This window comes from Serratia marcescens, from assembly GCF_006715005.1.
GTDB lineage: Bacteria > Pseudomonadota > Gammaproteobacteria > Enterobacterales > Enterobacteriaceae > Serratia > Serratia montpellierensis.
Genome location: NZ_VFMJ01000001.1, coordinates 4064059 through 4084955 on the forward strand (window position 1 = coordinate 4064059; position 20897 = coordinate 4084955).

Genomic DNA, 20897 nt, shown 5'->3' on the forward strand with positions numbered 1-20897 from the left:
GGAAATTTCCCTCTGTCTCTGCTAGCAGACTAGTTTTTTTTACGCCGAATATCCATCTCAACCGGCTAACCCCCGGGAATTCCTCAGATCTTGTTGGGCACAACTGTGAACTTCCCCGCGTTACCTGCTCCCGTTTTCTGCCACACTTCACAGTTTACTGTGGCAAGCAGTGTTAATTACATTTCCCTCTGCGATAACACTCGAATAATGGAATGGAGAGACCCCAATGATGAAGCATCCACTGACGCTGTCCGCGCTTGCGCTGCTGGTATGCGCCTCGGCGCAGGCGGCCACCGTCGACCTGCGCGTGCTGGAAACCACCGACCTGCACAGCAACATGATGGACTTCGATTATTACAAGGACACGCCGACCGACAAGTTCGGCCTGGTGCGCACCGCCAGCCTGATCCAACAGGCGCGCCAGCAGGCCGCCAACGCGGTGTTGGTGGACAACGGCGACATCATTCAGGGCAGCCCGCTCGGCGACTACATGGCGGCCAAGGGGCTGAAACCGGGCGACGTGCACCCGGTCTATAAGGCGATGAACACGCTGGATTATGTGGTCGGCAACATCGGCAACCATGAGTTCAACTACGGGCTGGACTACCTGAAAAACGCCATCGCCGGCGCCAAATTCCCGTACATCAACGCCAACGTCATCGACGCCAAAACGCAAAAACCGCTGTTTACGCCGTATATCATTGTCGATACGCCGGTGAAAGACCGCGACGGCAAGGCGCATACGCTGCGCATCGGCTACATCGGCTTCGTGCCGCCGCAGATCCTGGTGTGGGACAAGGCCAACCTGCAGGGCAAGGTGACGGTGGACGACATCACCGCCACCGCCAAACGCTACGTGCCGGAAATGCGTAAACAGGGCGCCGATCTGGTGGTGGCGATCCCGCATTCCGGGCTGTCCAGCGAGCCTTACAAGGCAATGGCGGAGAACTCGGTCTACTACCTCAGCCAGGTACCGGGCATCGACGCCATCATGTTCGGTCACGCCCATGCGGTGTTCCCGAGCAAGGACTTCGCCAACATCAAAGGCGCGGATATCGATAAGGGCCTGCTGAACGGCGTACCGGCGGTGATGCCAGGACAATGGGGCGATCATCTCGGCGTGGTCGATCTGCAGCTCAACAACGATGGTGGCAGCTGGAAAGTGACCGCTGCCAAAGCGGAAGCACGGCCGATCTACGACAAAGAGAACAAGAAATCGCTGGCGGCTGAGGACGCCGCGCTGGTGAAGGTGTTGGCGGACGATCACAAGGGCACGCGCGAGTTCGTCAGCCAGCCGATCGGCAAATCCGACGGCAACATGTACAGCTACCTGGCGCTGGTGCAGGACGATCCGACGGTGCAGATCGTCAACAATGCGCAGAAGGCCTACGTCGAACATTACATCCAGGGCGACCCGGATCTGGCCGATCTGCCGGTGCTGTCGGCGGCGGCGCCGTTCAAAGTCGGCGGCCGCAAGAACGATCCGGCCAGCTTCGTCGAAGTGGAAAAGGGCCAGCTCACCTTCCGCAACGCCGCCGATCTCTATCTCTACCCCAATACGCTGGTGGTGGTGAAGGCCAGCGGCAAAGAGGTGAAAGAGTGGCTGGAGTGTTCCGCCGGCCAATTCAACCAGATCGACGTCAACAGCGCCAAACCGCAAGGTTTGATCAACTGGGACGGTTTCCGCACCTATAACTTCGACGTGATCGACGGCGTCAACTACCAGATCGACGTCAGCCAACCGGCGCGCTACGACGGCGAATGCCAGCTGATCAACGAGAAGGCGGAGCGTATCAAGCGGCTGACCTTCAACGGCAAGCCGATCGATCCGAACGCCACCTTCCTGGTCGCCACCAACAACTACCGTGCCTACGGCGGCAAGTTTGCCGGCACCGGCGACCAACATATCGCTTTCGCTTCGCCGGATGAAAACCGCTCGGTGCTGGCGGCCTACATCAGCGCCGAAACCCAGCGCCACGGCGCAGTGCATCCGCAGGCAGACAACAACTGGCGTTTGGCGACCTTCAGCAGCAAGCAGCCGCTGGATATCCGCTTCGAGACCTCGCCATCGGACAAAGCGACGGCGTTTATCAAAGAGCACGCCCAATACCCAATGACCGCCGAAGGCCATGACCGCATCGGTTTCGCGGTCTATCGCATCGATTTAAGCGCGAAATAATCGCCAGGCCGGGGCAATCCCCCGGCCATCTCCTCTATTTTCCCGCTGGCGCGCCCTTTAAATTGTATTTAAAATGCATGTTATAAAATTCCTTCGTTTAAAGAGGCACTACCATGGATTACCGCAATCAATCCCTTGGCGCGCTCGCTATCGCCATTCCCCGGGCATCACGTCTGTTTCGCCAGCATCAGCTGGATTTCTGCTGCGGCGGTCGGCAATCGCTGGCACGCGCCGCCGAGCGCAAAGGGCTGGACATCGACCAGTTGGAGAACGCGCTGGCCGCACTCGCCGCCGCGCCGGAGCAAAGCCGGGACTGGCGCACGGCGCCGCTCGATGAGGTGATCGACTACATTCTGCCGCGCTTTCATCAGCGGCACCGCGAACAGTTGGCCGAACTGGTGCTGATGGCGGAAAAAGTCGAACGCGTGCACGGCGACAAACCCACCTGTCCGCGCGGACTGGCGAAGCAGTTGAACCTGATCCGCCTGGATCTGGAGAATCACATGATGAAAGAGGAGCAGATCCTGTTCCCGCTGATCAAACAGGGCATGGGGCCGCAGGCCGCCGGACCGATCTCGGTGATGGAACATGAGCATGACGAGGCGGGTGAACAACTGGAGGTGGTGAAGTTCCTCACCGATAACGTGACGCCACCGGAGGGCGCCTGCACCACCTGGCGGGCGCTGTACAACGGCATCGACGAGTTCATCGGCGATCTGATGGAACACATCAGCCTGGAAAACAATCTGCTGTTCCCGCGCGCGCTACGCGGCGCATAAAATAAGGGCGCCACGAAGGCGCCCAGAGCAATCCTCGGGGGGATTACAGGATTTCCAGCAGCTCGACGTCGAACACCAGCGCGCTGAACGGCGGGATGGACGCGCCTGCGCCACGTTCGCCGTAGGCCAGGTTGTGCGGGATATACAGCTGCCATTTGGAACCAACCGGCATCAGGGTCAGCGCTTCGATCCAGCCTGGGATCACGCCGCTGACCGGGAATTCTGCCGGCTGGCCGCGCTCGACCGAGCTGTCGAACACGTCACCGTTGATCAGACGACCGGTATAGTGCACACGCACGCGATCCTGACGGGACGGGATTGGGCCGTTGCCCTGCTCCAGCACGGAGAACTGCAGGCCAGACTCGGTCAGCGTCACGTCGTCGCGCTTAGCGTTGTCGTCCAGGAATTTCTGGCCTTCAACGGCCATCGCCTGCTGACGCTCGCGGCGCACCGCATCCGCACGCTCGTGGATTTCACGCAGCGCACGGTGCACCACGTCTACCGGAACCGCCGGGGCATTCCCTTCCAGCGCGTCGCGCAGACCCGCCAGCAAAGCTTCCGGTTGCAAACCTTCCAGCCCGGACTCTTGCAGCTGCTGGCCGACCTGTAAACCAATCCCGTAACTTGCTTGCGCTTCAACGCTGTCAAAAGAAGGGGTTGTCATGGGGTTTTCCTTAAGTCTGTAAAAAGTCGAAAGCGCAGCATAACAGCGCGTCAATGCCGGGTAAAATCTTGTGTGGAGAATGATGACTTTTGTCGTAGAAAAAGAAACAATAACCTTCTGTTAACGCCCGCAGCCGCAAACCCCGGCCCTGCCGCTCAGCCGCCTTTCACTTCAATCAGTTAGCGGGCTATACTGAAAGCAGGATATCGGGCAGGCGACGCGTTTGTCGCGCCGCGCTAATTACTACGCCGTCGAAGAGAGGTCACCATGGGCAGAATCGCGCCCAGGAGAAGGAAAACCACCCGCATCTACCAGCCGCTGCTGCGCACCTGGCTGAACGTCAGCCAGCGCCTGAAACCGGGCGCCGCACCCACGTCTGAAGGCGCGGAACCGCCATCGGAGCCACCGCCGGCCAACGACAAAATGCAGCAGGTCAAAGCGCTGCTGGCCAAAGTCTGGCATCTGCCGGACGGTTTCCATTGGATGGAGCCGCTGCCCTACTTTCACCGCCGCTGGGTGCTGATCTTCGGCATCATCCTGCTGTTGGCGTTGCTGTGGCCCTACTCGCCCGAAAGACAGCCGTTCCCGGTTTCCCAACAGGAAACCAGCGTGCCGCTGCAGGCCGATCTGCAAAACGGCGGCGGCGCCACGTCTACCAACGAACCGACGCCGGCGGGCAACTGGCAGCGTTATCAGATCCAGCCCGGCCAGACGCTGGCCCAGCTGTTTCGCGACAACAATCTGCCGGTGAATGAAGTGTTCGCCATGGCGCAGGTGGAAGGCGGCGACAAGCCGCTGAGCAACATGAAAGCCGGCCAGGAAGTGCGTATCGAACGCGACGCCAACGGCGTGATTAACGCGCTGTCGGTCACCACGGTGGACAACAGCCAGGCGCTGTTCCGCCGCCAGGCCGACGGCAGCTACCGCCGGGAACGTTAATCCCTACAGCTGCGCCAGCAGAAACTCGCGCAGCACCACGCCCTGGTTGTGCTCGGTATCTTTGCTGCCATACAGCAGCGTCAGCGCTTGCCCCTGCCGTAACAGCGCCACCAGCGGCTGCCAGGCGTCGTTGGCCGCCAGCTGTTGGCGGTAGCGCTCCTCGAAGACCGCCCACTGGTCGGTATGCTGATGGAACCACTTGCGCAGTTCGTCATCCGGCGCCACCTGTTTCAGCCACTGGACGCCCGCTAGCCGCTCCTTGCTGATGCCGCGCGGCCATAGCCGGTCTATCAGATAACAATGTTCCGGCGCCGGCGCGCTGAAATCGTAAACCCGCTGTAGCGTAATCTTTGCCATCGCTCGCTCTCCTTTTTATCTCGTCTTCAAGCGTAGCGCGTTTTGCCGGGCGCAGAAAAGCAAAACGCCAGCGCGAGGCTGGCGTTTTAACCGGGTTAACAGCAGCGTAAATTACGCTTCTGCAACCACAACTACATTCAGCTGTGCGAACACGTCGCTGTGTACCTGGAAGTGCACTTCGTGCTCACCAGTGGTACGCAGAACGCCGTTCGGCAGACGAACTTCGCTCTTGGCAACTTCAACGCCTGCCGCAGTCACTGCGTCAGCGATGTCGCGGGTGCCGATAGAGCCGAACAGTTTACCTTCGTCGCCAGATTTGGAAGCGATGGTCACTGAACCCAGTTCGTTGATCTTGGTTGCGCGAGCTTCAGCAGCAGCCAGAACGTCAGCCAGTTTGGCTTCCAGTTCAGCACGGCGTGCTTCGAAGAACTCAACGTTTTTCTTGGTAGCAGGAACAGCTTTGCCCTGTGGTACCAGGAAGTTACGAGCGTAGCCCGCTTTAACGTTAACTTGATCACCCAGGCTGCCCAGGTTTGCTACTTTATCAAGCAGAATAACTTGCATTACCTTATCCTCTCAAAGTCGTTAATGGACAGTGGCCGATTACTGATGACGATCAGTGTACGGCAACAAAGACAGGTAGCGCGCGCGCTTGATAGCACGGGCCAGCTGGCGCTGATATTTTGCACGAGTACCGGTGATACGGCTCGGTACAATTTTACCACTTTCGGTGATGTAGTTTTTCAGCGTAGCGATGTCTTTATAGTCAATCTCTTGAACGCCTTCCGCGGTGAAACGGCAGAACTTGCGACGACGGAAATAACGTGCCATTTGGCTAGTCTCCAGAATCTATCAATTCAATCTGCTCGGCATGCAGAACCAATTTGCTCAGCCCGTTGCGCCCTTGATGGCAGCTTACAAAGCCTTGCACGGTAATCTGACTGCCGACCGTTAATCTTTGAGTTAGTGCTTGTGACTGTTGTCCGCTGACAACCACGGGCATTCGGCACCATGCTTGTCTGCTGAATCCGGCTTCCATCTGCTGCGAACGGTGCTCTAGCACAAATTGGCAGTGCGGTATCCCGGAAGGACTCACTTTTCGAACCGGCGCCTTGCACACAGTGCCCGACAAAACCAGACGATTAGCCGTCACGGCGGCAATTACTCTTCAGAATCCCCAGCATCTGCATCATCTGCGGTTTCGTTAGCGAAGTCTTCGCGGCGATCGCCACGACGTTCGTCTTTCGCTTTAACCATCGGAGATGCTTCAGTTACCGCGTGCTTAACGCGCATAACCATGCTGCGGATAACGGCGTCGTTGAAGCGGAAGTTAGTTTCCAGCTCATCGATCGCTTCCTGCGGCGCTTCAACGTTCAGCAGAACGTAGTGAGCTTTGTGCAGTTTGTTGATCGGATAAGCCAGCTGACGGCGGCCCCAGTCTTCCAGACGGTGAATCTGACCTTGCGCGTTAGTGATGGTAGCACTGTAACGCTCGATCATGCCCGGAACCTGTTCGCTTTGGTCAGGATGGACCATAAAAACGATTTCGTAATGACGCATCGAATTGCTCCTTACGGATTATTCAGCCTCCTGTCAGGGTCAACCGCGGCCCATGGAAGCAAGGAACGTGTTTAGTGTGCGGCTGAAAAATGACGCGTAATCATACTGACGCAGGGCGGGAAACTCAAGGACTGCGTGGGTTTTATTCGCGTTAATGCGAGGCGCTATGGGAAATAGCACGATTTGCTCGTGGGTGAACCTATGTACGCCGATCCATCGGTTTCAAAAATCTTTCAATGAAATCAGAGTTGAGTCACAAATCTATTTCACTTTTTTTGAAAGAGGTCATCAAAAGCCCCCGCTTTTTAATCCGCCGCAACGGACTAAAATTAACCATATCCGCCGCAGACAGCGCGACGAAAAAGATTTCAGATTATTCAATGCAGATAAATGACTTTTTGCCGCAGCGACATTCGCTGTCAGGCAGTAACGGCAAAGGGTTAAGAGAGGCACTATGAAACGCATCATTCTAGCAACGGCGCTGGCCGCCCTGTTCTCCGCCAACGTAATGGCCGCGACGGAGATCACGTCGCACCAGGCCGATCAACGCCAGAGCGTCGGCTTCGTCACCCTGAACCAGAACGTGGTTTCGCCGGATGACGCCAGCAGCCAGGTCAGCAAAATCGCCGACCAACGCGGCGCAAGCTCTTATCGCATCATCGCCCTGCACGAACCGGGCGACAACAGCACGATGCACGTCAGCGCCGAGCTGTACCGCTAAAAAGACGCGCCGCACCAGGGAAATCCCCAGGGCTTCATCAGAAAGCCCGTTCAGTCCTCGCCGGAGCGCCGCCCGTTGGGCGCTCCATTTTCTCACCCTTCACAGCTTGAGCAAGGCCGGCATGCTGAACGCCTTGCCCGGATTATGCAATTGCAGCGCCATCTGCAGATAATTTGTCCGCGTTTGCAGCAGTTCGGCGCTTCCCGTCAGGGTCGCCCGCTGCTCGAAGGAGAGCGTACCGGCCGCCGCGGTGTGAGTGGCCGCCGTTTTCGGCACGAAGGCAAACAGCGCCGTCATGTTTTGCACCGTCTGCGCGGTGATACGCGACAGCGGATTCGCCTTGTTTTGTCGCGCCTTGCCGTCGGCTGCCCCCAGCATCTCGCTGAAGGCCGCTGAGTTCAGTTCGGCGCGCGCTTTCATCGTTCCCATTAAACCGGCCGTACTGCCGATGTTTTTTATCATGCCCTCTGCTCCTTGCTGCCCTGAAAGAATTCAAGCAGACATTCTCCCCCTTCATTCAGCCAAACGATGGCCGAAACAGCCCGCACAGAGCGGTGCAATTCCCTGCATCGCGCACGGAAACACACTACAACTCGCGGCGGAAAAAGTCGGCCGTGGCAGACAGCGCCAGCGGCGTGATGCGGTGTTTCACCCCCGGTTCGATGAGCGACGTCAAGCGGCCATCCGCGCCTTGCTGCCGCAACTCGGCCGCCAAACGCAGGCTGTCTGTCGCCGGCACCACGTCGTCCGTCTCGCCGTGCCACAGCAGCAGCGGCCGCCCGGCAATCGTCTCCAAACGCCCTTCCAGCTCATACTCCGCCAATACGGCGGTGCGCGCCGCAAACGCCGCCGGCGAGAGCGCCTCGCCCTCTTCGCCCAACGGCGGATACAGCGTTTGCGCCAGCGAACGGTAATAGCCGGAACCCATCAGGCTGGCGGCCGCCCGGATCCACGGGAAACGCGCGAAGGCGCCCAGCGCGGTCATGCCGCCCATAGAGGCGCCGGCGACGCCGATACGCCCGTCGGCAATCAGGCCGAGCCGCTCGAAATGCGCCTTGATCTGCGGCAGCTCGTCGATATTGCTGCGCAGGATCTCCCAAAACGAGGCCAGACGCCGCGCCTCATCGCCGTCGAACCGCTCGCCGTGCCGATCGGCATCCGGCAATACCACCCGAAAACCAACGCGCGCCAGCGCATAGGCGAAGTAGGCGTACACCTCTTTCGACGAGGTATAGCCATGGCAGAAGAACACCGTCGGCAAGGGCCGGTGATAGTGCCCGGCGGGAACGGCATGGATCACCGCAATATCGCCCACCCGCTCGTCATGAATTTCGATCATCCGTTCATCCTCAACCCACCTGTTGGCATTCATCATGACAAACTTGCGCCAGCCAGCGTTAGCTCAATCTGTTCCAGCTTATATTGCGTTACACTGAAGCCATCGTACCGGCACTTTCGAGGTCACCATGACGCTAGTCCGCACACTCATCGCCCTGACGCTGGCCGCACAGCTTTCCGCCTGCGGCATCATGACCACCACGCCGAAACCGCCGCCGCCGCCCACCGCACAGGCGCAGGAGATCGTCCGCGCGCAGACCGCCGAGCTGGTGAAAATCGGTACCGTCACCGCCGTAGTGCGCGGCAGCCCGATGGACGTGGAAGCGGAGATTCAGCGCAAGGCCACCGCCGCCGGCGCCCGGTATTACGTGATCATCATGAACAGCGAAACCATCGTGCCGGGCCAATGGTATTCCCAGGCGATCCTGTATCGGTAAGGCGGGGATTTTTTAAGCAGATTTACACTGCCTTTGCACAGGCTGAAGTAGGGTGTTGCACACTGGCGGACAGCATGCCGCATGTTGCGGGTGTCGATTCAGGATCTGACGAAGGGGAACGCTATGAAACGCTCCACCGCACTCACCTCCCTCCTGCTTTCAGTAGGGCTGCTCAGCACCGGCGCACAGTCCGCCGAGCTGGCGCCCGCCGATCGCGTGACGCCGCTCAGTGAAATCGCCGAGATCACCTTTAACGATCTGCCCGGTTCACCGCAGGAGGCGGAGCAGGCCATCGCCCGCACCGCCGGCCAACACGGCGCCAGCTATTACCGCATCCTGCGGATGGAAGAGCAGGCGCACCCGCTTGGCTGGCGCGCCTCGGCCATCTTATACCTTTAGTAGCTCATGCAAGCCGCATTCAACACGCCGCCGCTGACGCAGACGCCCCCCAGGAAAATCCCGGCGGCCAGGTGGTTCGCTTCGATCTTGTCGCTGATGCGCGGCATGTAAATCTTCACTGCCGCGAACAGCAAGAGTTGCACCACCAGCGCCACTACGCCCCACAGCAGGTAATCCAGCAGGCTGATCGAGTTGATCGCCGCGCTGGCCAACGGGATCACATACCCCAGGCAGGCACCGATGAAAGCAAAGGCGGCGGATTGATTATCGGCCTTGATCAGCGCCCATTCGTCGTGTGGGGTGATGCGGGTATAGACGAACAGAAACACCAAAATCATGGCGAAACCGCTGAAGAAATAAGAGGCGAACGCCGCCAACGCGCTGAGAATATCCATGTGCATTTTCCTGTCAGAGTGAGGCTGAATTAAAAAGGTTTTCGCCGCCGCGCGCCACCCTTTTCCCTAACCGCCGATAGCGCGATTCAACAGCAGTTCGCACACTTCGGCCGACAGCAGGCTCTCACCACGATGATCCAGCGTCAGGTGGCACCAGGCGTCGGCTATCTGCGGGCTGGCGTGCTGCAGCAGCTGCGCGGCGCAGCACAGGTCGAACAGCTGCTGGGTCAGCAGCCGCCCCATCTCTTCACGCGGTTGCCGGGCACGCTGCTGCCACTGCCGCCAGGCGTGATCGAACAACCGATTCTGGCCGCGCACCGGCTGCAGCTCGAACTGCAGCATCTCGAGCGCGCCCGGCAGTTTGTGCAAGCTGCGCAACACGTCCAGACACATGATGTTGCCGGAACCTTCCCAGATGCTGTTGACCGGCATCTCGCGATACAGGCGCGGCAGCTCGCTCTCTTCGCAGTAGCCGATACCGCCCAGCACCTCCATCGCCTCGGCGATGAACGGCATGCCCTGGCGACAGATACTGTATTTGGCCGCCGGGGTCAGCAGACGGCTGTAGATCAGCTCACCTTCATTGCTGCGGCTTTCCCAGGCGCGGGCCAGCCGGAACAGCAACGCGGTATGCCCTTCCAGCCGCAGCGCCATGCGCGCCAGAACCTGGCGCATCAGCGGCTGTTCGATCAAGAGCTTGCCGAACGCCTGCCGCTGCAACGCATGATACAGCGCCACCGACAACCCGCGGCGCATCAGGCCGTGGCTGCCGAGCGAGCAGTCGAAACGGGTCAGGCCGCCCATCTTCAGGATATGCCGCACGCCGTCACCCTCATCCCCCAACAGCCAGGCGGTGGCGTCCTGAAACTCCACTTCGCTGCTGGCGTTGGAGCGGTTGCCCAGCTTGTCTTTCAACCGCTCCAGGCGAATGGCGTTGCGGCTGCCGTCCGGCAAAATGCGTGGCAGGAAGAAACAGGACAACCCGCCTTCGGCCTGCGCCAGCACCAGGTGCGCATCGCTCTGCGGCACCGAGAAGAACCACTTGTGCCCCACCAGCCGGTAGGCTTCCCCTGGCCCGCGCGCGCCGAGCGGCGCGGCGGTGGTGGTATTGCTCAAAACGTCGGAGCCGCCCTGCTTCTCCGTCATGCCCATGCCGATCAGCAGGCCACGCTTTTGCCCGCCCGGCAACAGGTGAGCGTCATAACGATCCGACAGCAGCGGCGTCAGCCAGGAGCGAAACTCGGCCGGCAACGCCTGCAGCAACAGCGGCGTGGCGCCGAAGGTCATGGTCACCGGGCACAGCGTGCCTGCCTCGACCTGCGCATGCAGCATAAAGCGCGCGGCGCGTGCCACGAAGGAACCGATGCGCGCATCCTCCTGCCAGGGCAGGTTGTGCACCCGGTTGGCGATCAGCCCCTGCATCAGGATATGCCAGGCGGGGTGAAAGCGAACGTCGTCCAGCCGCTGACCGGTGGCGTCGTAGCGCAACAGTTCCGGCGGGTTGGCGTTAGCCAGCCGACCCAATTCCAGCGACTCCTGAGTGCCGAGCTGCTGGCCCAGCGAGGCCAACACCTCGGCGTCCCAGCCGCCCTGCTCGCGCTGCAACGCTTCGCGCAGCGGCGTATCGGAGAGAAACAGGTTGCTGTTGCCCAGCGGCTTGGGTTGGTTAAAAACGGTGTGCGTAGTCCAGACCATGAGAGTGCTCCCTGAAAAAAGCGTCAGGGGTAAGTATGGTCGGCGCAGAGATTTCTGCCGAAGGCGGGATCACAAGAGGGGGAATTAACGGGGGCACAGGGCCCCCGTCAGGAGAATCAGCCGCGCTGACGCACCGCTTCGAACAGGCAGATGCCGGTGGCGACCGACACGTTCAGCGAAGAGACGGTGCCGGCCATCGGGATGCTGATCAGCTCGTCGCAGTGTTCACGGGTCAGGCGACGCATGCCTTCGCCTTCCGCGCCCATCACCAGCGCCATCGGGCCGGTCATTTTGCTCTGATACAGCGTATGGTCGGCTTCGCCGGCGGTGCCCACCACCCAGACATTCATCTCTTGCAGCAGACGCAGCGTGCGCGCCAGGTTGGTCACGCGGATCAACGGCACGTTTTCGGCGGCGCCGCAGGCCACTTTCTTGGCGGTGGCGTTCAGTTGGGCTGAACGGTCGCGTGGCACGATCACCGCGTGCACGCCGGCAGCGTCGGCGCTGCGCAGGCAGGCACCGAGGTTATGCGGGTCGGTCACGCCGTCCAGCACCAGCAGGAACGGGGTCGCCACGCTTTCCAGCAGGCTCGGCAGATCGTTCTCCTGATACTGACGCCCTTCGCGCACCCGGGCGATGATCCCCTGGTGCACCGCGCCTTCAACCTTGTCATCCAGCCATTGGCGGTTCGCCACCTGAATAACGATGCCGGTCGCTTCCAGCTCGGCGATCAGCGGTTGCAGGCGGCGATCTTCGCGGCCTTTCAGGATAAACACTTCCAGGAAGCGTTGCGGGTCGCGCTCTAACAGGGCTTTGACGGCGTGGATGCCGTAAATAATTTCGCTCATGATGCTCTTTTAAATTCGTGCGGCCGGCGATAACCGGCCGATGGTAACGATGTGCGGCAGGTTAAGCCTGCTCGGCACCTTTCTTCTTGGCTGCGCGTTTGGCTTTGGTCGCCGCCGCGATTTTCCGCGTTTTGTCGGACGCTTTCTTGGCTTTCTTCTTCGCCTTCTTCACGTTGTCCGCGGGCTTGGCGTCATCCTGCTTGCGGAAGGCGCTGTCCGGTTCGAAGTTAGCCGGCGGTTTGCCGCCGCGGCGCTTGCCGCGCCCCGCGTTGCCGCTGTCGCGCAGCGTGCGCTGGCCGCCCTTCTTGGCGCGATCGCGCTCGGTTTTGCCTTCACCGCGCGCTTTGCGGGTGCTGGATACCAACGCGAAGTCGATCTTGCGCTCGTCCATATGCACCGCATCCACGCGGATCTCCACCGTATCCCCCAGGCGATAGACCGTGCCGGAAGACTCGCCGATCAGGCGCTGGCCGATATTATCGTAGCGATAGTAATCATTATCCAGCGTTGATACGTGCACCAGCCCGTCGATGAACAGATCGTTCAGGCGCACGAAGAAGCCGAAGCCGGTCACGCTGGAGATGATGCCGCTGAACACTTCACCGACGTGATCCTGCATGAAGTCGCACTTCAGCCAGTCGGCGACGTTGCGCGTCGCTTCGTCCGCGCGGCGCTCGGTCATCGAACAGTGCTCGCCCAGCTGCAGCATCTCTTCGAATTCGCTGTGCCAGCCGCCGGTCGGCGTCCAGCGCTCTTTCGGCTCGCCGTGTTCTTTAGCCAGCTGGTATTTGATCGCACGGTGAAGCGCCAGATCCGGATAACGGCGGATCGGCGAGGTGAAGTGGCCGTAAGACGCTAGCGCCAGGCCGAAGTGGCCGCGGTTTTCCGGATCGTAAATCGCCTGCTTCATCGAACGCAGCAGCATGGTTTGCAGCATTTCGTGGTCAGGGCGCTCGGACACTTCATCCATCAACACCGCATAGTCCTTCGGCTGCGGCTTGTTGCCGCCGCCCAGCGTCAGCCCCAGCTCGCTCAGCACGCTGCGCAGCGCAGAGATGTGGTCGTCGCTCGGACGATCGTGCACGCGGTACAGCGCCGGCTCGTTGCGTTTCTCGACGAAGCGCGCGGCCGCCACGTTGGCCATGATCATGCACTCTTCGATCAGCTTGTGGGCGTCGTTGCGCACCGTCGGCTCCACGCGCTCGATGCGGCGTTCGGCGTTGAAGATGAACTTGGCTTCTTCGGTTTCAAACGCGATGCCGCCGCGCTCGGCGCGCGCCTTATCCAGCACCTTGTACATGGCGTGCAGCTCTTCCAGGTGCTTGACCAGCGGGTGGTAATGCTCGCGCAGCTCCTGATCGCCCTGCAGAATGTGCCACACCTTGTTGTAGGTCAGGCGGGCGTGAGAGCTCATCACCGCCTCGTAGAATTTGGCCGTGGACAGGCGCCCCTGGGCGGAGATGGTCATCTCGCACACCATGCACAGGCGATCGACCTGTGGGTTCAGCGAGCACAGCCCGTTGGACAGCACTTCCGGCAGCATCGGGATCACCTGCGACGGGAAATACACCGAGTTGCCGCGGCTGCGCGCTTCGTCGTCCAGCGCGGTGCGCGGGCGCACGTAGTAACTGACGTCGGCGATCGCGACCCACAGGCGCCAGCCGCCGCCGCGCTTTTTCTCGCAGTATACGGCGTCATCGAAGTCGCGTGCGTCTTCACCGTCGATGGTGACCAACGGCAGCTTGCGCAGATCGACGCGGCCCTTCTTGGCCGCTTCCGGCACCTGCTCGCTGAGATCGGCCACCTGCTTTTCCACCTGCGGCGGCCAGGTATGCGGGATCTCATGGGTGCGCAGCGCGATATCCACCGCCATGCTGGTGCCCATCTTGTCGCCGAGGATCTCGACGATCTTGCCGACCGCCTTGGTGCGACGGGTCGGACGCTGAGTCAGCTCCACCACCACCATAAAGCCCATGCGTGCGCCGCTGACGCTGTCCGCCGGGATCAGAATATCGAAGCTCAGACGGCTGTCGTCCGGCACCACGAAGCCGGTACCGGCGTCCATGAAGAAGCGGCCGACAATCTGGCTGGTTTTCGGCACCAACACGCGCACGATGCGCGCTTCGCGGCGCCCTTTGCGGTCTGCGCCCAAGGCCTGCGCCAGCACCACGTCACCGTGGATCGCCATTTTCATCTGTTCGGCAGACAGGTACAGATCGTCTTTGCTGCCTTCAACGCGCAGGAAGCCGTAGCCGTCGCGGTGGCCGATCACCGTGCCGCGCAGCAGATCCAAACGTTCCGGCAGCGCGTAGCACTGGCGGCGGGTGAACACTAACTGGCCATCGCGCTCCATGGCGCGCAGGCGGCGGCGCAGCGCTTCCAGCTGCTCTTCACCGCTGAGGCCCAGTTCGTTGCCCAGTTCTTCGCGGCTGGCCGGCGTTTCTCGTTTCGCCAAATGGGCCAGGATATATTCACGGCTGGGGATGGGGGATTCGTATTTTTCTGCTTCTCGTTCCAGGAATGGATCTTGTGACATTGCGGTTCCTCCGTTGTCATCAGCAGGATGACGTTGAGCCTTGTCTTCTCAACGTCGTTTTATTCGACAAGCAATAGCTTGTAGAGCGGCGGATTGTCTTCGACCATGTCGGCCAACGTATGCTTATCCAGCTCTTCAAGGAAATTCTGTACGCCCTGTTGGAGCACCTGCTTCAATCGGCAGGCAGGGGTGATGTGGCAAAAATCGCTGCTGCAGTTAACCAGCGCAAGCGGCTCCAACGCCCGCACCACGTCGCCGAGGCGAATGCTCTCGGCCGGTTTGCCCAAACGGATGCCGCCATGCTTGCCGCGCACCGCCGTGACAAAACCTACCCGGCTCAACTGATTGATGATCTTCACCATATGGTTACGAGACACGCCATAAACCTCGGTCACTTCCGAGATACTGGTCATTTTGTCCTGCGGCAACGAGGCCATATAGATCAACGCCCGCAGGCCATAATCAGTAAAACTTGTTAACTGCACATCTTACCTCTGGGTATCATTTTACCCGTCTGATACGCCGCTTTTCGGCGCTATTCAAAAGATTACTCATTGGATAATAAACCAGCCGGAGAGTTCGTCGCTAATTATTTAGCGAATCCCGCGCCCTAAGGCGGGTTTATGAAAGGATTTTTTGACGTGAAACCGCAATCGGAGGGAGTCAGGATAAAAACAAACCGGGACTCGCCCGGTTTGTTTACTGCCGCAAAGCCTGATTATGCGTCGAACGGGTCGCGCAGGATCATGGTTTCGCTGCGGTCCGGGCCAGTAGAGATGATGTCTACCGGTACGCCGGTCACTTCTTCGATGCGCTTGATGTAGTTCAGCGCAGCCTGAGGCAGCTTGCTGTGCTCTTTCACGCCAAAGGTGGTTTCGCTCCAGCCCGGCATGGTTTCGTAGATAGGCTCAATGCCTTCCCAGCCTTCAGCCGCCAGCGGAGTGGTGTCCACTTCGCGGCCGTCCGGCATGCGGTAGCCCACGCAGATCTTCACTTCTTTCAGGCCGTCCAGGACGTCCAGTTTGGTCAGGCAGAAGCCGGACAGGGAGTTGATCTGCACGGCACGACGCACCGCTACCGCGTCCAGCCAGCCGGTACGACGACGACGGCCGGTGGTGGCGCCGAACTCGTTACCCTGCTTGCACAGGTACTCGCCGGTTTCATCGAACAGTTCGGTTGGGAACGGGCCTGCACCCACGCGAGTGGAGTAGGCTTTCACGATGCCCAGCACGTAGTCCACATAACGCGGGCCGATGCCGGAACCGGTAGCCACGCCGCCGGCGGTGGTGTTGGAAGAGGTCACGTACGGGTAAGTACCGTGGTCGATATCCAGCAGGGTGCCCTGAGCGCCTTCGAACATGATCAGGTCGCCACGCTTGCGCGCGCCGTCCAGCAGTTCGGAAACGTCAACCACCATGGCGGTCAGGATGTCGGCGATAGACAGTACGTAGTCCAGCGTTGCTTGATAATCGACGGCTTCAACTTTGTAGTAGTTGACCAGCTGGAAGTTGTGGTAATCGACGATCTCTTTCAGCTTAACGGCGAAGGTTTCTTTGTTGAACAGGTCGCCAACGCGCAGGCCGCGACGAGCCACTTTATCTTCGTAAGCCGGGCCGATGCCGCGACCGGTGGTGCCGATCGCTTTCGCGCCGCGCGCTTTCTCACGCGCGTTATCCAACGCAACGTGGTAAGGCAGGATCAGCGGGCAAGCTTCAGAGAGTAACAGACGTTCGCGTACCGGGATGCCACGCGCTTCGAGTTCACCCATTTCTTTCATCAATGCGTCCGGCGCCAGAACAACACCGTTGCCGATGATGCTGGTGACGTTTTCACGCAGAATACCTGAAGGAATTAAATGAAGGACGGTTTTTTCACCGTTGATTACCAGAGTGTGGCCAGCGTTATGGCCACCTTGGTAGCGCACAACATATTGAGCCCGTTCAGTCAGCAGGTCTACAACCTTGCCTTTACCTTCGTCACCCCATTGGGTGCCCAGTACGACGACGTTCTTACCCATTTTTCAAAATCACCGATTGCTTAAAAATGGATTCTACCACCGTAATTTTCGATTTTCAGCACTTTTAGCATACGATTGCATAAATTTTGGGCTAGACTTTAAAGACCCGTGCGGCCGCTCAACATGTAGTAGATCACGCAGCCCGCAACCACTATTCCACCGCCAAATCGCCGCAGCGTCGCGTCCGGCAACTGCGACATCGCCACAATCATTTTGCGCCAGGCCTGCGGAAACAGCATCGGCCCTAATCCTTCCAGTACCAGAACCAGCCCGAGCGCCAGCCAAATCGTTGAGTTCATGCATCCCCCAAAAACGAGAAAGGGCCCGCGTAAACGGGCCCTCGGTCAGATTGCCTGCCGCTTATTTGCGCAGGGTATCAGGCGACTTCATGTAGCGGAAGAAATCGCTGTCCGGGCTCAGTACCAGCACGTCCTGGTTGTCCTTGAAGCTGGCTTCATAGGCACGCAGGCTGCGGATAAAGGCATAGAAGTCCGGATCCTGGCTGAACGCGTTGGCGAACAGTTTAGCCGCTTCGGCATCGCCTTCACCGCGGGTGATACGCGCCTGACGCTCGGCTTCCGCCAGGGTACGAGTCACTTCGTAGTCCGCGCTGGCGCGCAGCTTCTCGGCTTCTTCCTGGCCCTGCGAGCGCAGACGACGGGCTACCGCTTCACGCTCGGCGCGCATACGCTGGTAGATGGCGTCGGAGACTTCGGCCGGCAGGTTGATCTGCTTGATACGCACGTCGATCACTTCGATGCCCAACGCCGCCATGCTGTTCGGGTTCACCTGTGGCTGTTTGCCGGTGGTTTCCCGCTCAACGCGCGCCGCTGCAGAAGCGATAGCGTCATCGGCTTCGGTGGTCGCCACTTCTTCGCCGTCACCCACGGTGCCGGTGTTCAGCGCGTCACGCACGTCAGACATCAGCTTGCCGCGCGAGTCGGTCACGATGTCTTTCACGTCCAGGCGGCCGATTTCGGAACGCAGACGGTCGCTGAACTTGCGTTTCAGCAGCACTTCGGCCTGGGAGACGTCGCCGCCGCCGGTCGCCAGATAGTAACGGCTGAAGTCGCTGATACGCCACTTCAGATAGGAATCGACGATCAGGTCTTTCTTCTCGCTGGTCACGAAGCGATCGGCCTGGTTATCCATGGTCTGAATACGCGCATCCAGGTTCTTCACGGTCTCGATGAACGGGATCTTGAGGTGCAGACCCGGCGCATACACCAGCGGCTTGTTTTCACCGTCGCGCAGAACCTTGCCGAAGCGCAGCACGATGCCGCGCTGGCCTTCCTGCACCACGAACAGCGAAGCGTACAGCACCACCAGCACCGCGAGGACAATAACTACAAAAGACTTACGCATTGATTACTCTCTCCCTACGCGAGTGGTGTCGTCACGCTGCGCATTCGCCCGGCGCTGATCCATAATCGAACCGCCGCTGGTACGCGGAGCGCTGCTGTTGGCAGCCGGCGCAGGATTCGGATTGAGGCGAATCAGGCTGGTATCCTTGTTGCCGCTCTCCGGCGCCGCGCCTTGACCGCGCAGCATCTGATCCAGCGGCAGCACCATCAGGTTGTTGCCTTTGTCGCTCACCAACACCTTACGGGTATGGCCCAGCACTTTTTCCATGGTTTCGATATACAGACGCTCGCGGGTGATCTGCGGAGCGGACTTGTATTCCGGCAACAGCTTGGCAAAGCGCGCCACCTCACCCTGAGCTTCCAGGACGGTACGGTCTTTATAAGCCTTGGAGTCTTCCAGCAGACGCTGCGCCTGGCCGTTCGCACGCGGCTGAACTTCGTTGGCGTAAGCTTCCGCTTCACGGATGTATTGCTGCTCGTTCTCACGCGCGGCGATCGCATCGTCGAACGACGCCTTCACCTCTTCCGGTGGACGCGCCGCCTGGAAGTTGACGTCCAGCAGCGTGATGCCCATGTTGTAAGGACGAATGGTCTCTTCCAGCATGCGCTGCGTATCGTTACGCACCACGGTACGGCCTTCGGTCAGGATGCGGTCCATCGAGTATTTGCCGATCACGCCGCGCAGGGCGCTGTCGGTCGCCTGGCTCAGGCTGTCGTCGGCATTGACGACGCTGAACAGGTACGCTTCCGGGTTGGTCACGCGGTACTGCACGTTCATTTCCACGCGCACCACGTTCTCATCGGAGGTCAGCATCACGCCGGACGCCGCCAGCTCACGCACGGATTCCACGTTCACCGGACGCACGTCGTCGATGAAGGTCGGCTTCCAGTTCAGGCCCGGCTGCACCAGGTGGCTGAACTTGCCGAAACGCGTCACGACGCCGCGCTCGGCTTCCTTGATGGTGTAGAAGCCACTGGCGGCCCAGATCACCACCACGGCAACCGCCGCGATACCGATAATGCGGCCGCTGAAGCCCGGACCAGAGGTGCCGGTGCCGCCGCTATTGCTGTTGGAGCCCTTGCCCCCGCCGAAACCGCTCAATTTCTTGCTCAGTTTGCGGAAGATATCGTCCAAATCAGGTGGCCCTTGATCACGACCGCCTTTGTTGTTACCGCCAGAGTTGCCGCCATTGTTATTGCTGCTCCCCCACGGGTCGCGGTCCTGTCCGTTATTACCGGGCTGATTCCACGCCATGTTTTAGCTCCATATTCTGTGATTGGGTACTTCAGGCTTTCGCGAAGCATAAATGTAACAGGATATGATCATACGATAAAGTCAATCAGGTCCTGTTCTTGCTTGCAGAGACGACGCCATTCGACGATCGGCATTCGCACCACCACGCCAATGCTGCCGTCCTCTTCGTTCCACTCTTTTTCAATCGCCTGAAGCTGGTAAAAACGGCTGCGAAGACGGCCTGCCCGTGGCGGTAAGCGCAATTCGTAATGCGCGATCTCCCCCGATAAGCGCTCCGTCAACGCCTGATACAGCAACGGAATACCCTCTCCGCTGGCGGCGGACAGCCACACCCGGATCGGCAGGTTTTCGTCGTTGCGGTCGATACGCGGCACAAAATCGTCCAGCATATCTATTTTGTTCATCACTAACAGTGTAGGGATTTCATCCGAGTCTATCTCCGCCAGCACGGTGTTCACCGCTTCGATGTTCTCATCGACGCGCGGATCTGCGGCATCGATGACGTGCAGCAGCAGAGATGCCTGGCGCGTTTCCTGCAGCGTCGCCTTGAAGGCGGCCACCAGATCGTGCGGCAGGTGCCGGATAAAGCCTACGGTATCCGCCAACACGGTATCCCCCACGTCCGGCACGTCAATGCGCCGCAACGTAGGATCCAGGGTGGCAAATAGCTGGTCCGCCGCATACACCTCGGCAGACGTTATTCGGTTAAACAGGGTGGATTTGCCGGCGTTGGTGTAGCCCACCAGCGATACGGTCGGCACATCGGCGCGGGTCCGCGCGCGTCTGCCTTGTTCACGCTGCTTTTCTACCCGCTCCAGGCGGCGCAGAATCAAGCTGATGCGATCGCGTAACAGGCGACGGTCGGTCTCAAGCTGGGTTTCCCCCGGCCCACGCAGGCCAATCCCCCCTTTTTGCCGCTCCAGGTGCGTCCAGCCGCGTACCAGACGCGTGGCGATGTGACGCAGCTGCGCCAGCTCCACCTGCAGCTTACCTTCATGGGTGCGGGCACGCTGGGCGAAGATGTCTAAAATCAGCCCGGTGCGATCGATCACCCGGCATTCGCACAGGCGCTCGAGGTTTCTTTCCTGCGCCGGGGAAAGGGAATGATCAAACAGGACAACAGACGCGCCGCTGGCTTTCACCGCATCTGCAATTTCTTCGGCCTTTCCTTCGCCGACAAAGTACTTCGGATGCGGGGCTTTGCGGCTACCAGTCACCACTTGCAAAGCTTCGACACCGGCTGAGGAGACCAACGATTCGAACTCGTTGAGGTCTTCCGTATCTTTGTCTTGCGAGAAATAGATATGAACCAGTACGGCCTGCTCACCGGCTTCATAACGGTCAAACAAGCGTGCAACCTCTCAAACGGACACTCACCGTGAGTTTGGGGGACATAAACAGCCCGCGGCTGCTT

General features: G+C 59.9%; 25 protein-coding genes. 7 read left to right on the forward strand and 18 right to left on the reverse strand.

Features of this window, described 5'->3' with window-relative positions; all coding sequences use genetic code 11:
- The first annotated feature begins 226 nt into the window (after positions 1-226).
- Positions 227-2179 carry a bifunctional 2',3'-cyclic-nucleotide 2'-phosphodiesterase/3'-nucleotidase gene (locus tag FHU12_RS19760; protein WP_141971321.1) on the forward strand — a complete coding sequence of 651 codons (1953 nt, stop codon included), beginning with the start codon at positions 227-229 and terminating at the stop codon, positions 2177-2179.
- A 113-nt stretch (positions 2180-2292) separates the two neighbouring features.
- The gene (gene ytfE, locus FHU12_RS19765; RefSeq protein WP_141971323.1) at positions 2293-2958 is read left to right on the forward strand and encodes an iron-sulfur cluster repair protein YtfE; all 666 of its coding nucleotides are present in this window, start codon (positions 2293-2295) and stop codon (positions 2956-2958) included.
- Between the two features lie 43 nt (positions 2959-3001).
- Here ytfE and bamJ read toward each other — a convergent pair whose 3' ends face one another.
- Positions 3002-3622, reverse strand: coding sequence for a BamJ family beta-barrel-assembly machinery protein (gene bamJ, locus FHU12_RS19770; RefSeq protein ID WP_004933618.1), 621 nt, complete (start codon positions 3620-3622; stop codon positions 3002-3004).
- A 267-nt stretch (positions 3623-3889) separates the two neighbouring features.
- Between bamJ and FHU12_RS19775 the strand changes: the two genes are divergently transcribed.
- Positions 3890-4561 carry an OapA family protein gene (locus FHU12_RS19775; RefSeq protein ID WP_141971325.1) on the forward strand — a complete coding sequence of 224 codons (672 nt, stop codon included), beginning with the start codon at positions 3890-3892 and terminating at the stop codon, positions 4559-4561.
- A gap of 3 nt (positions 4562-4564) precedes the next feature.
- Here the strand turns inward: FHU12_RS19775 and FHU12_RS19780 are convergent, their stop codons facing one another.
- The 5 genes from FHU12_RS19780 to rpsF all read right to left on the reverse strand — a co-directional run bounded on the left by FHU12_RS19780 (position 4565) and on the right by rpsF (position 6478).
- Entirely contained in the window at positions 4565-4918 is a 354-nt protein-coding gene (locus tag FHU12_RS19780) for a DUF488 domain-containing protein (RefSeq protein WP_141971327.1), read from the reverse strand.
- Positions 4919-5029: 111 nt separating this feature from the next.
- A complete protein-coding gene (gene rplI, locus FHU12_RS19785; RefSeq protein WP_004933629.1) occupies positions 5030-5482 on the reverse strand; it encodes a 50S ribosomal protein L9 in 453 nt (150 codons plus the stop codon).
- A gap of 39 nt (positions 5483-5521) precedes the next feature.
- Positions 5522-5749, reverse strand: a complete 228-nt coding sequence (gene rpsR, locus FHU12_RS19790) for a 30S ribosomal protein S18 (protein ID WP_000135199.1) — start codon at positions 5747-5749, stop codon at positions 5522-5524.
- A gap of 4 nt (positions 5750-5753) precedes the next feature.
- Positions 5754-6071 (reverse strand): primosomal replication protein N, encoded by a 318-nt coding sequence (gene priB / locus FHU12_RS19795; protein ID WP_049233092.1) that lies wholly within the window; start codon positions 6069-6071, stop codon positions 5754-5756.
- Positions 6072-6079: 8 nt separating this feature from the next.
- Positions 6080-6478 carry a 30S ribosomal protein S6 gene (gene rpsF / locus FHU12_RS19800; protein ID WP_004933634.1) on the reverse strand — a complete coding sequence of 133 codons (399 nt, stop codon included), beginning with the start codon at positions 6476-6478 and terminating at the stop codon, positions 6080-6082.
- 236 nt (positions 6479-6714) lie between these two features.
- On the opposite strand from rpsF, the gene FHU12_RS19805 reads away from it, so the two are divergent.
- Together FHU12_RS19805 and FHU12_RS19810 are read left to right on the forward strand one after the other, a co-directional pair.
- Positions 6715-6936 (forward strand): hypothetical protein, encoded by a 222-nt coding sequence (locus FHU12_RS19805; RefSeq protein ID WP_141971330.1) that lies wholly within the window; start codon positions 6715-6717, stop codon positions 6934-6936.
- Entirely contained in the window at positions 6933-7199 is a 267-nt protein-coding gene (locus tag FHU12_RS19810; RefSeq protein WP_004933636.1) for a YdgH/BhsA/McbA family protein, read from the forward strand. Before FHU12_RS19805 ends, FHU12_RS19810 begins: the two co-directional genes overlap by 4 nt.
- A gap of 99 nt (positions 7200-7298) precedes the next feature.
- Here FHU12_RS19810 and FHU12_RS19815 read toward each other — a convergent pair whose 3' ends face one another.
- Together FHU12_RS19815 and yjfP are read right to left on the reverse strand one after the other, a co-directional pair.
- Positions 7299-7661: a hypothetical protein gene (locus tag FHU12_RS19815; RefSeq protein ID WP_141971332.1), complete on the reverse strand. Its 363-nt coding sequence runs from the start codon at positions 7659-7661 to the stop codon at positions 7299-7301.
- Between the two features lie 124 nt (positions 7662-7785).
- Positions 7786-8538 carry an esterase gene (gene yjfP, locus FHU12_RS19820; protein WP_141971334.1) on the reverse strand — a complete coding sequence of 251 codons (753 nt, stop codon included), beginning with the start codon at positions 8536-8538 and terminating at the stop codon, positions 7786-7788.
- Positions 8539-8665: 127 nt separating this feature from the next.
- Here yjfP and bsmA point away from each other — a divergent pair, with 127 nt between their 5' ends.
- Together bsmA and FHU12_RS19830 are read left to right on the forward strand one after the other, a co-directional pair.
- On the forward strand, positions 8666-8974 hold the full coding sequence (gene bsmA, locus FHU12_RS19825) for a biofilm peroxide resistance protein BsmA (RefSeq protein ID WP_038879199.1): 309 nt from the start codon (positions 8666-8668) through the stop codon (positions 8972-8974).
- Between the two features lie 123 nt (positions 8975-9097).
- A complete protein-coding gene (locus FHU12_RS19830; protein WP_033638652.1) occupies positions 9098-9373 on the forward strand; it encodes a YdgH/BhsA/McbA family protein in 276 nt (91 codons plus the stop codon).
- Here FHU12_RS19830 and FHU12_RS19835 read toward each other — a convergent pair.
- The 10 genes from FHU12_RS19835 to hflX form a co-directional block, all read right to left on the reverse strand.
- Complete coding sequence (locus tag FHU12_RS19835) at positions 9370-9768, reverse strand: DUF350 domain-containing protein (protein ID WP_047025083.1); 399 nt, start codon at positions 9766-9768, stop codon at positions 9370-9372. The genes FHU12_RS19830 and FHU12_RS19835 overlap by 4 nt on opposite strands.
- 66 nt (positions 9769-9834) lie before the next feature.
- Positions 9835-11463, reverse strand: a complete 1629-nt coding sequence (locus tag FHU12_RS19840) for an isovaleryl-CoA dehydrogenase (RefSeq protein ID WP_069100488.1) — start codon at positions 11461-11463, stop codon at positions 9835-9837.
- Between the two features lie 116 nt (positions 11464-11579).
- Positions 11580-12311 carry a 23S rRNA (guanosine(2251)-2'-O)-methyltransferase RlmB gene (gene rlmB, locus FHU12_RS19845; RefSeq protein ID WP_099817063.1) on the reverse strand — a complete coding sequence of 244 codons (732 nt, stop codon included), beginning with the start codon at positions 12309-12311 and terminating at the stop codon, positions 11580-11582.
- A gap of 61 nt (positions 12312-12372) precedes the next feature.
- Positions 12373-14847, reverse strand: a complete 2475-nt coding sequence (gene rnr, locus FHU12_RS19850) for a ribonuclease R (protein ID WP_049205727.1) — start codon at positions 14845-14847, stop codon at positions 12373-12375.
- 59 nt (positions 14848-14906) lie between these two features.
- A complete protein-coding gene (gene nsrR / locus FHU12_RS19855) occupies positions 14907-15332 on the reverse strand; it encodes a nitric oxide-sensing transcriptional repressor NsrR (protein WP_141971336.1) in 426 nt (141 codons plus the stop codon).
- A 233-nt stretch (positions 15333-15565) separates the two neighbouring features.
- Positions 15566-16864 (reverse strand): adenylosuccinate synthase, encoded by a 1299-nt coding sequence (locus FHU12_RS19860; protein ID WP_025159583.1) that lies wholly within the window; start codon positions 16862-16864, stop codon positions 15566-15568.
- 98 nt (positions 16865-16962) lie between these two features.
- Positions 16963-17163 (reverse strand): DUF2065 domain-containing protein, encoded by a 201-nt coding sequence (locus tag FHU12_RS19865; RefSeq protein WP_004933666.1) that lies wholly within the window; start codon positions 17161-17163, stop codon positions 16963-16965.
- A 61-nt stretch (positions 17164-17224) separates the two neighbouring features.
- Positions 17225-18229: a protease modulator HflC gene (gene hflC / locus FHU12_RS19870; RefSeq protein WP_004933669.1), complete on the reverse strand. Its 1005-nt coding sequence runs from the start codon at positions 18227-18229 to the stop codon at positions 17225-17227.
- 3 nt (positions 18230-18232) lie between these two features.
- Positions 18233-19483, reverse strand: coding sequence for an FtsH protease activity modulator HflK (hflK, locus tag FHU12_RS19875; protein WP_033636782.1), 1251 nt, complete (start codon positions 19481-19483; stop codon positions 18233-18235).
- Positions 19484-19551: 68 nt separating this feature from the next.
- Entirely contained in the window at positions 19552-20832 is a 1281-nt protein-coding gene (gene hflX, locus FHU12_RS19880; RefSeq protein ID WP_004933675.1) for a ribosome rescue GTPase HflX, read from the reverse strand.
- Between the last annotated feature and the right edge of the window lie 65 nt (positions 20833-20897).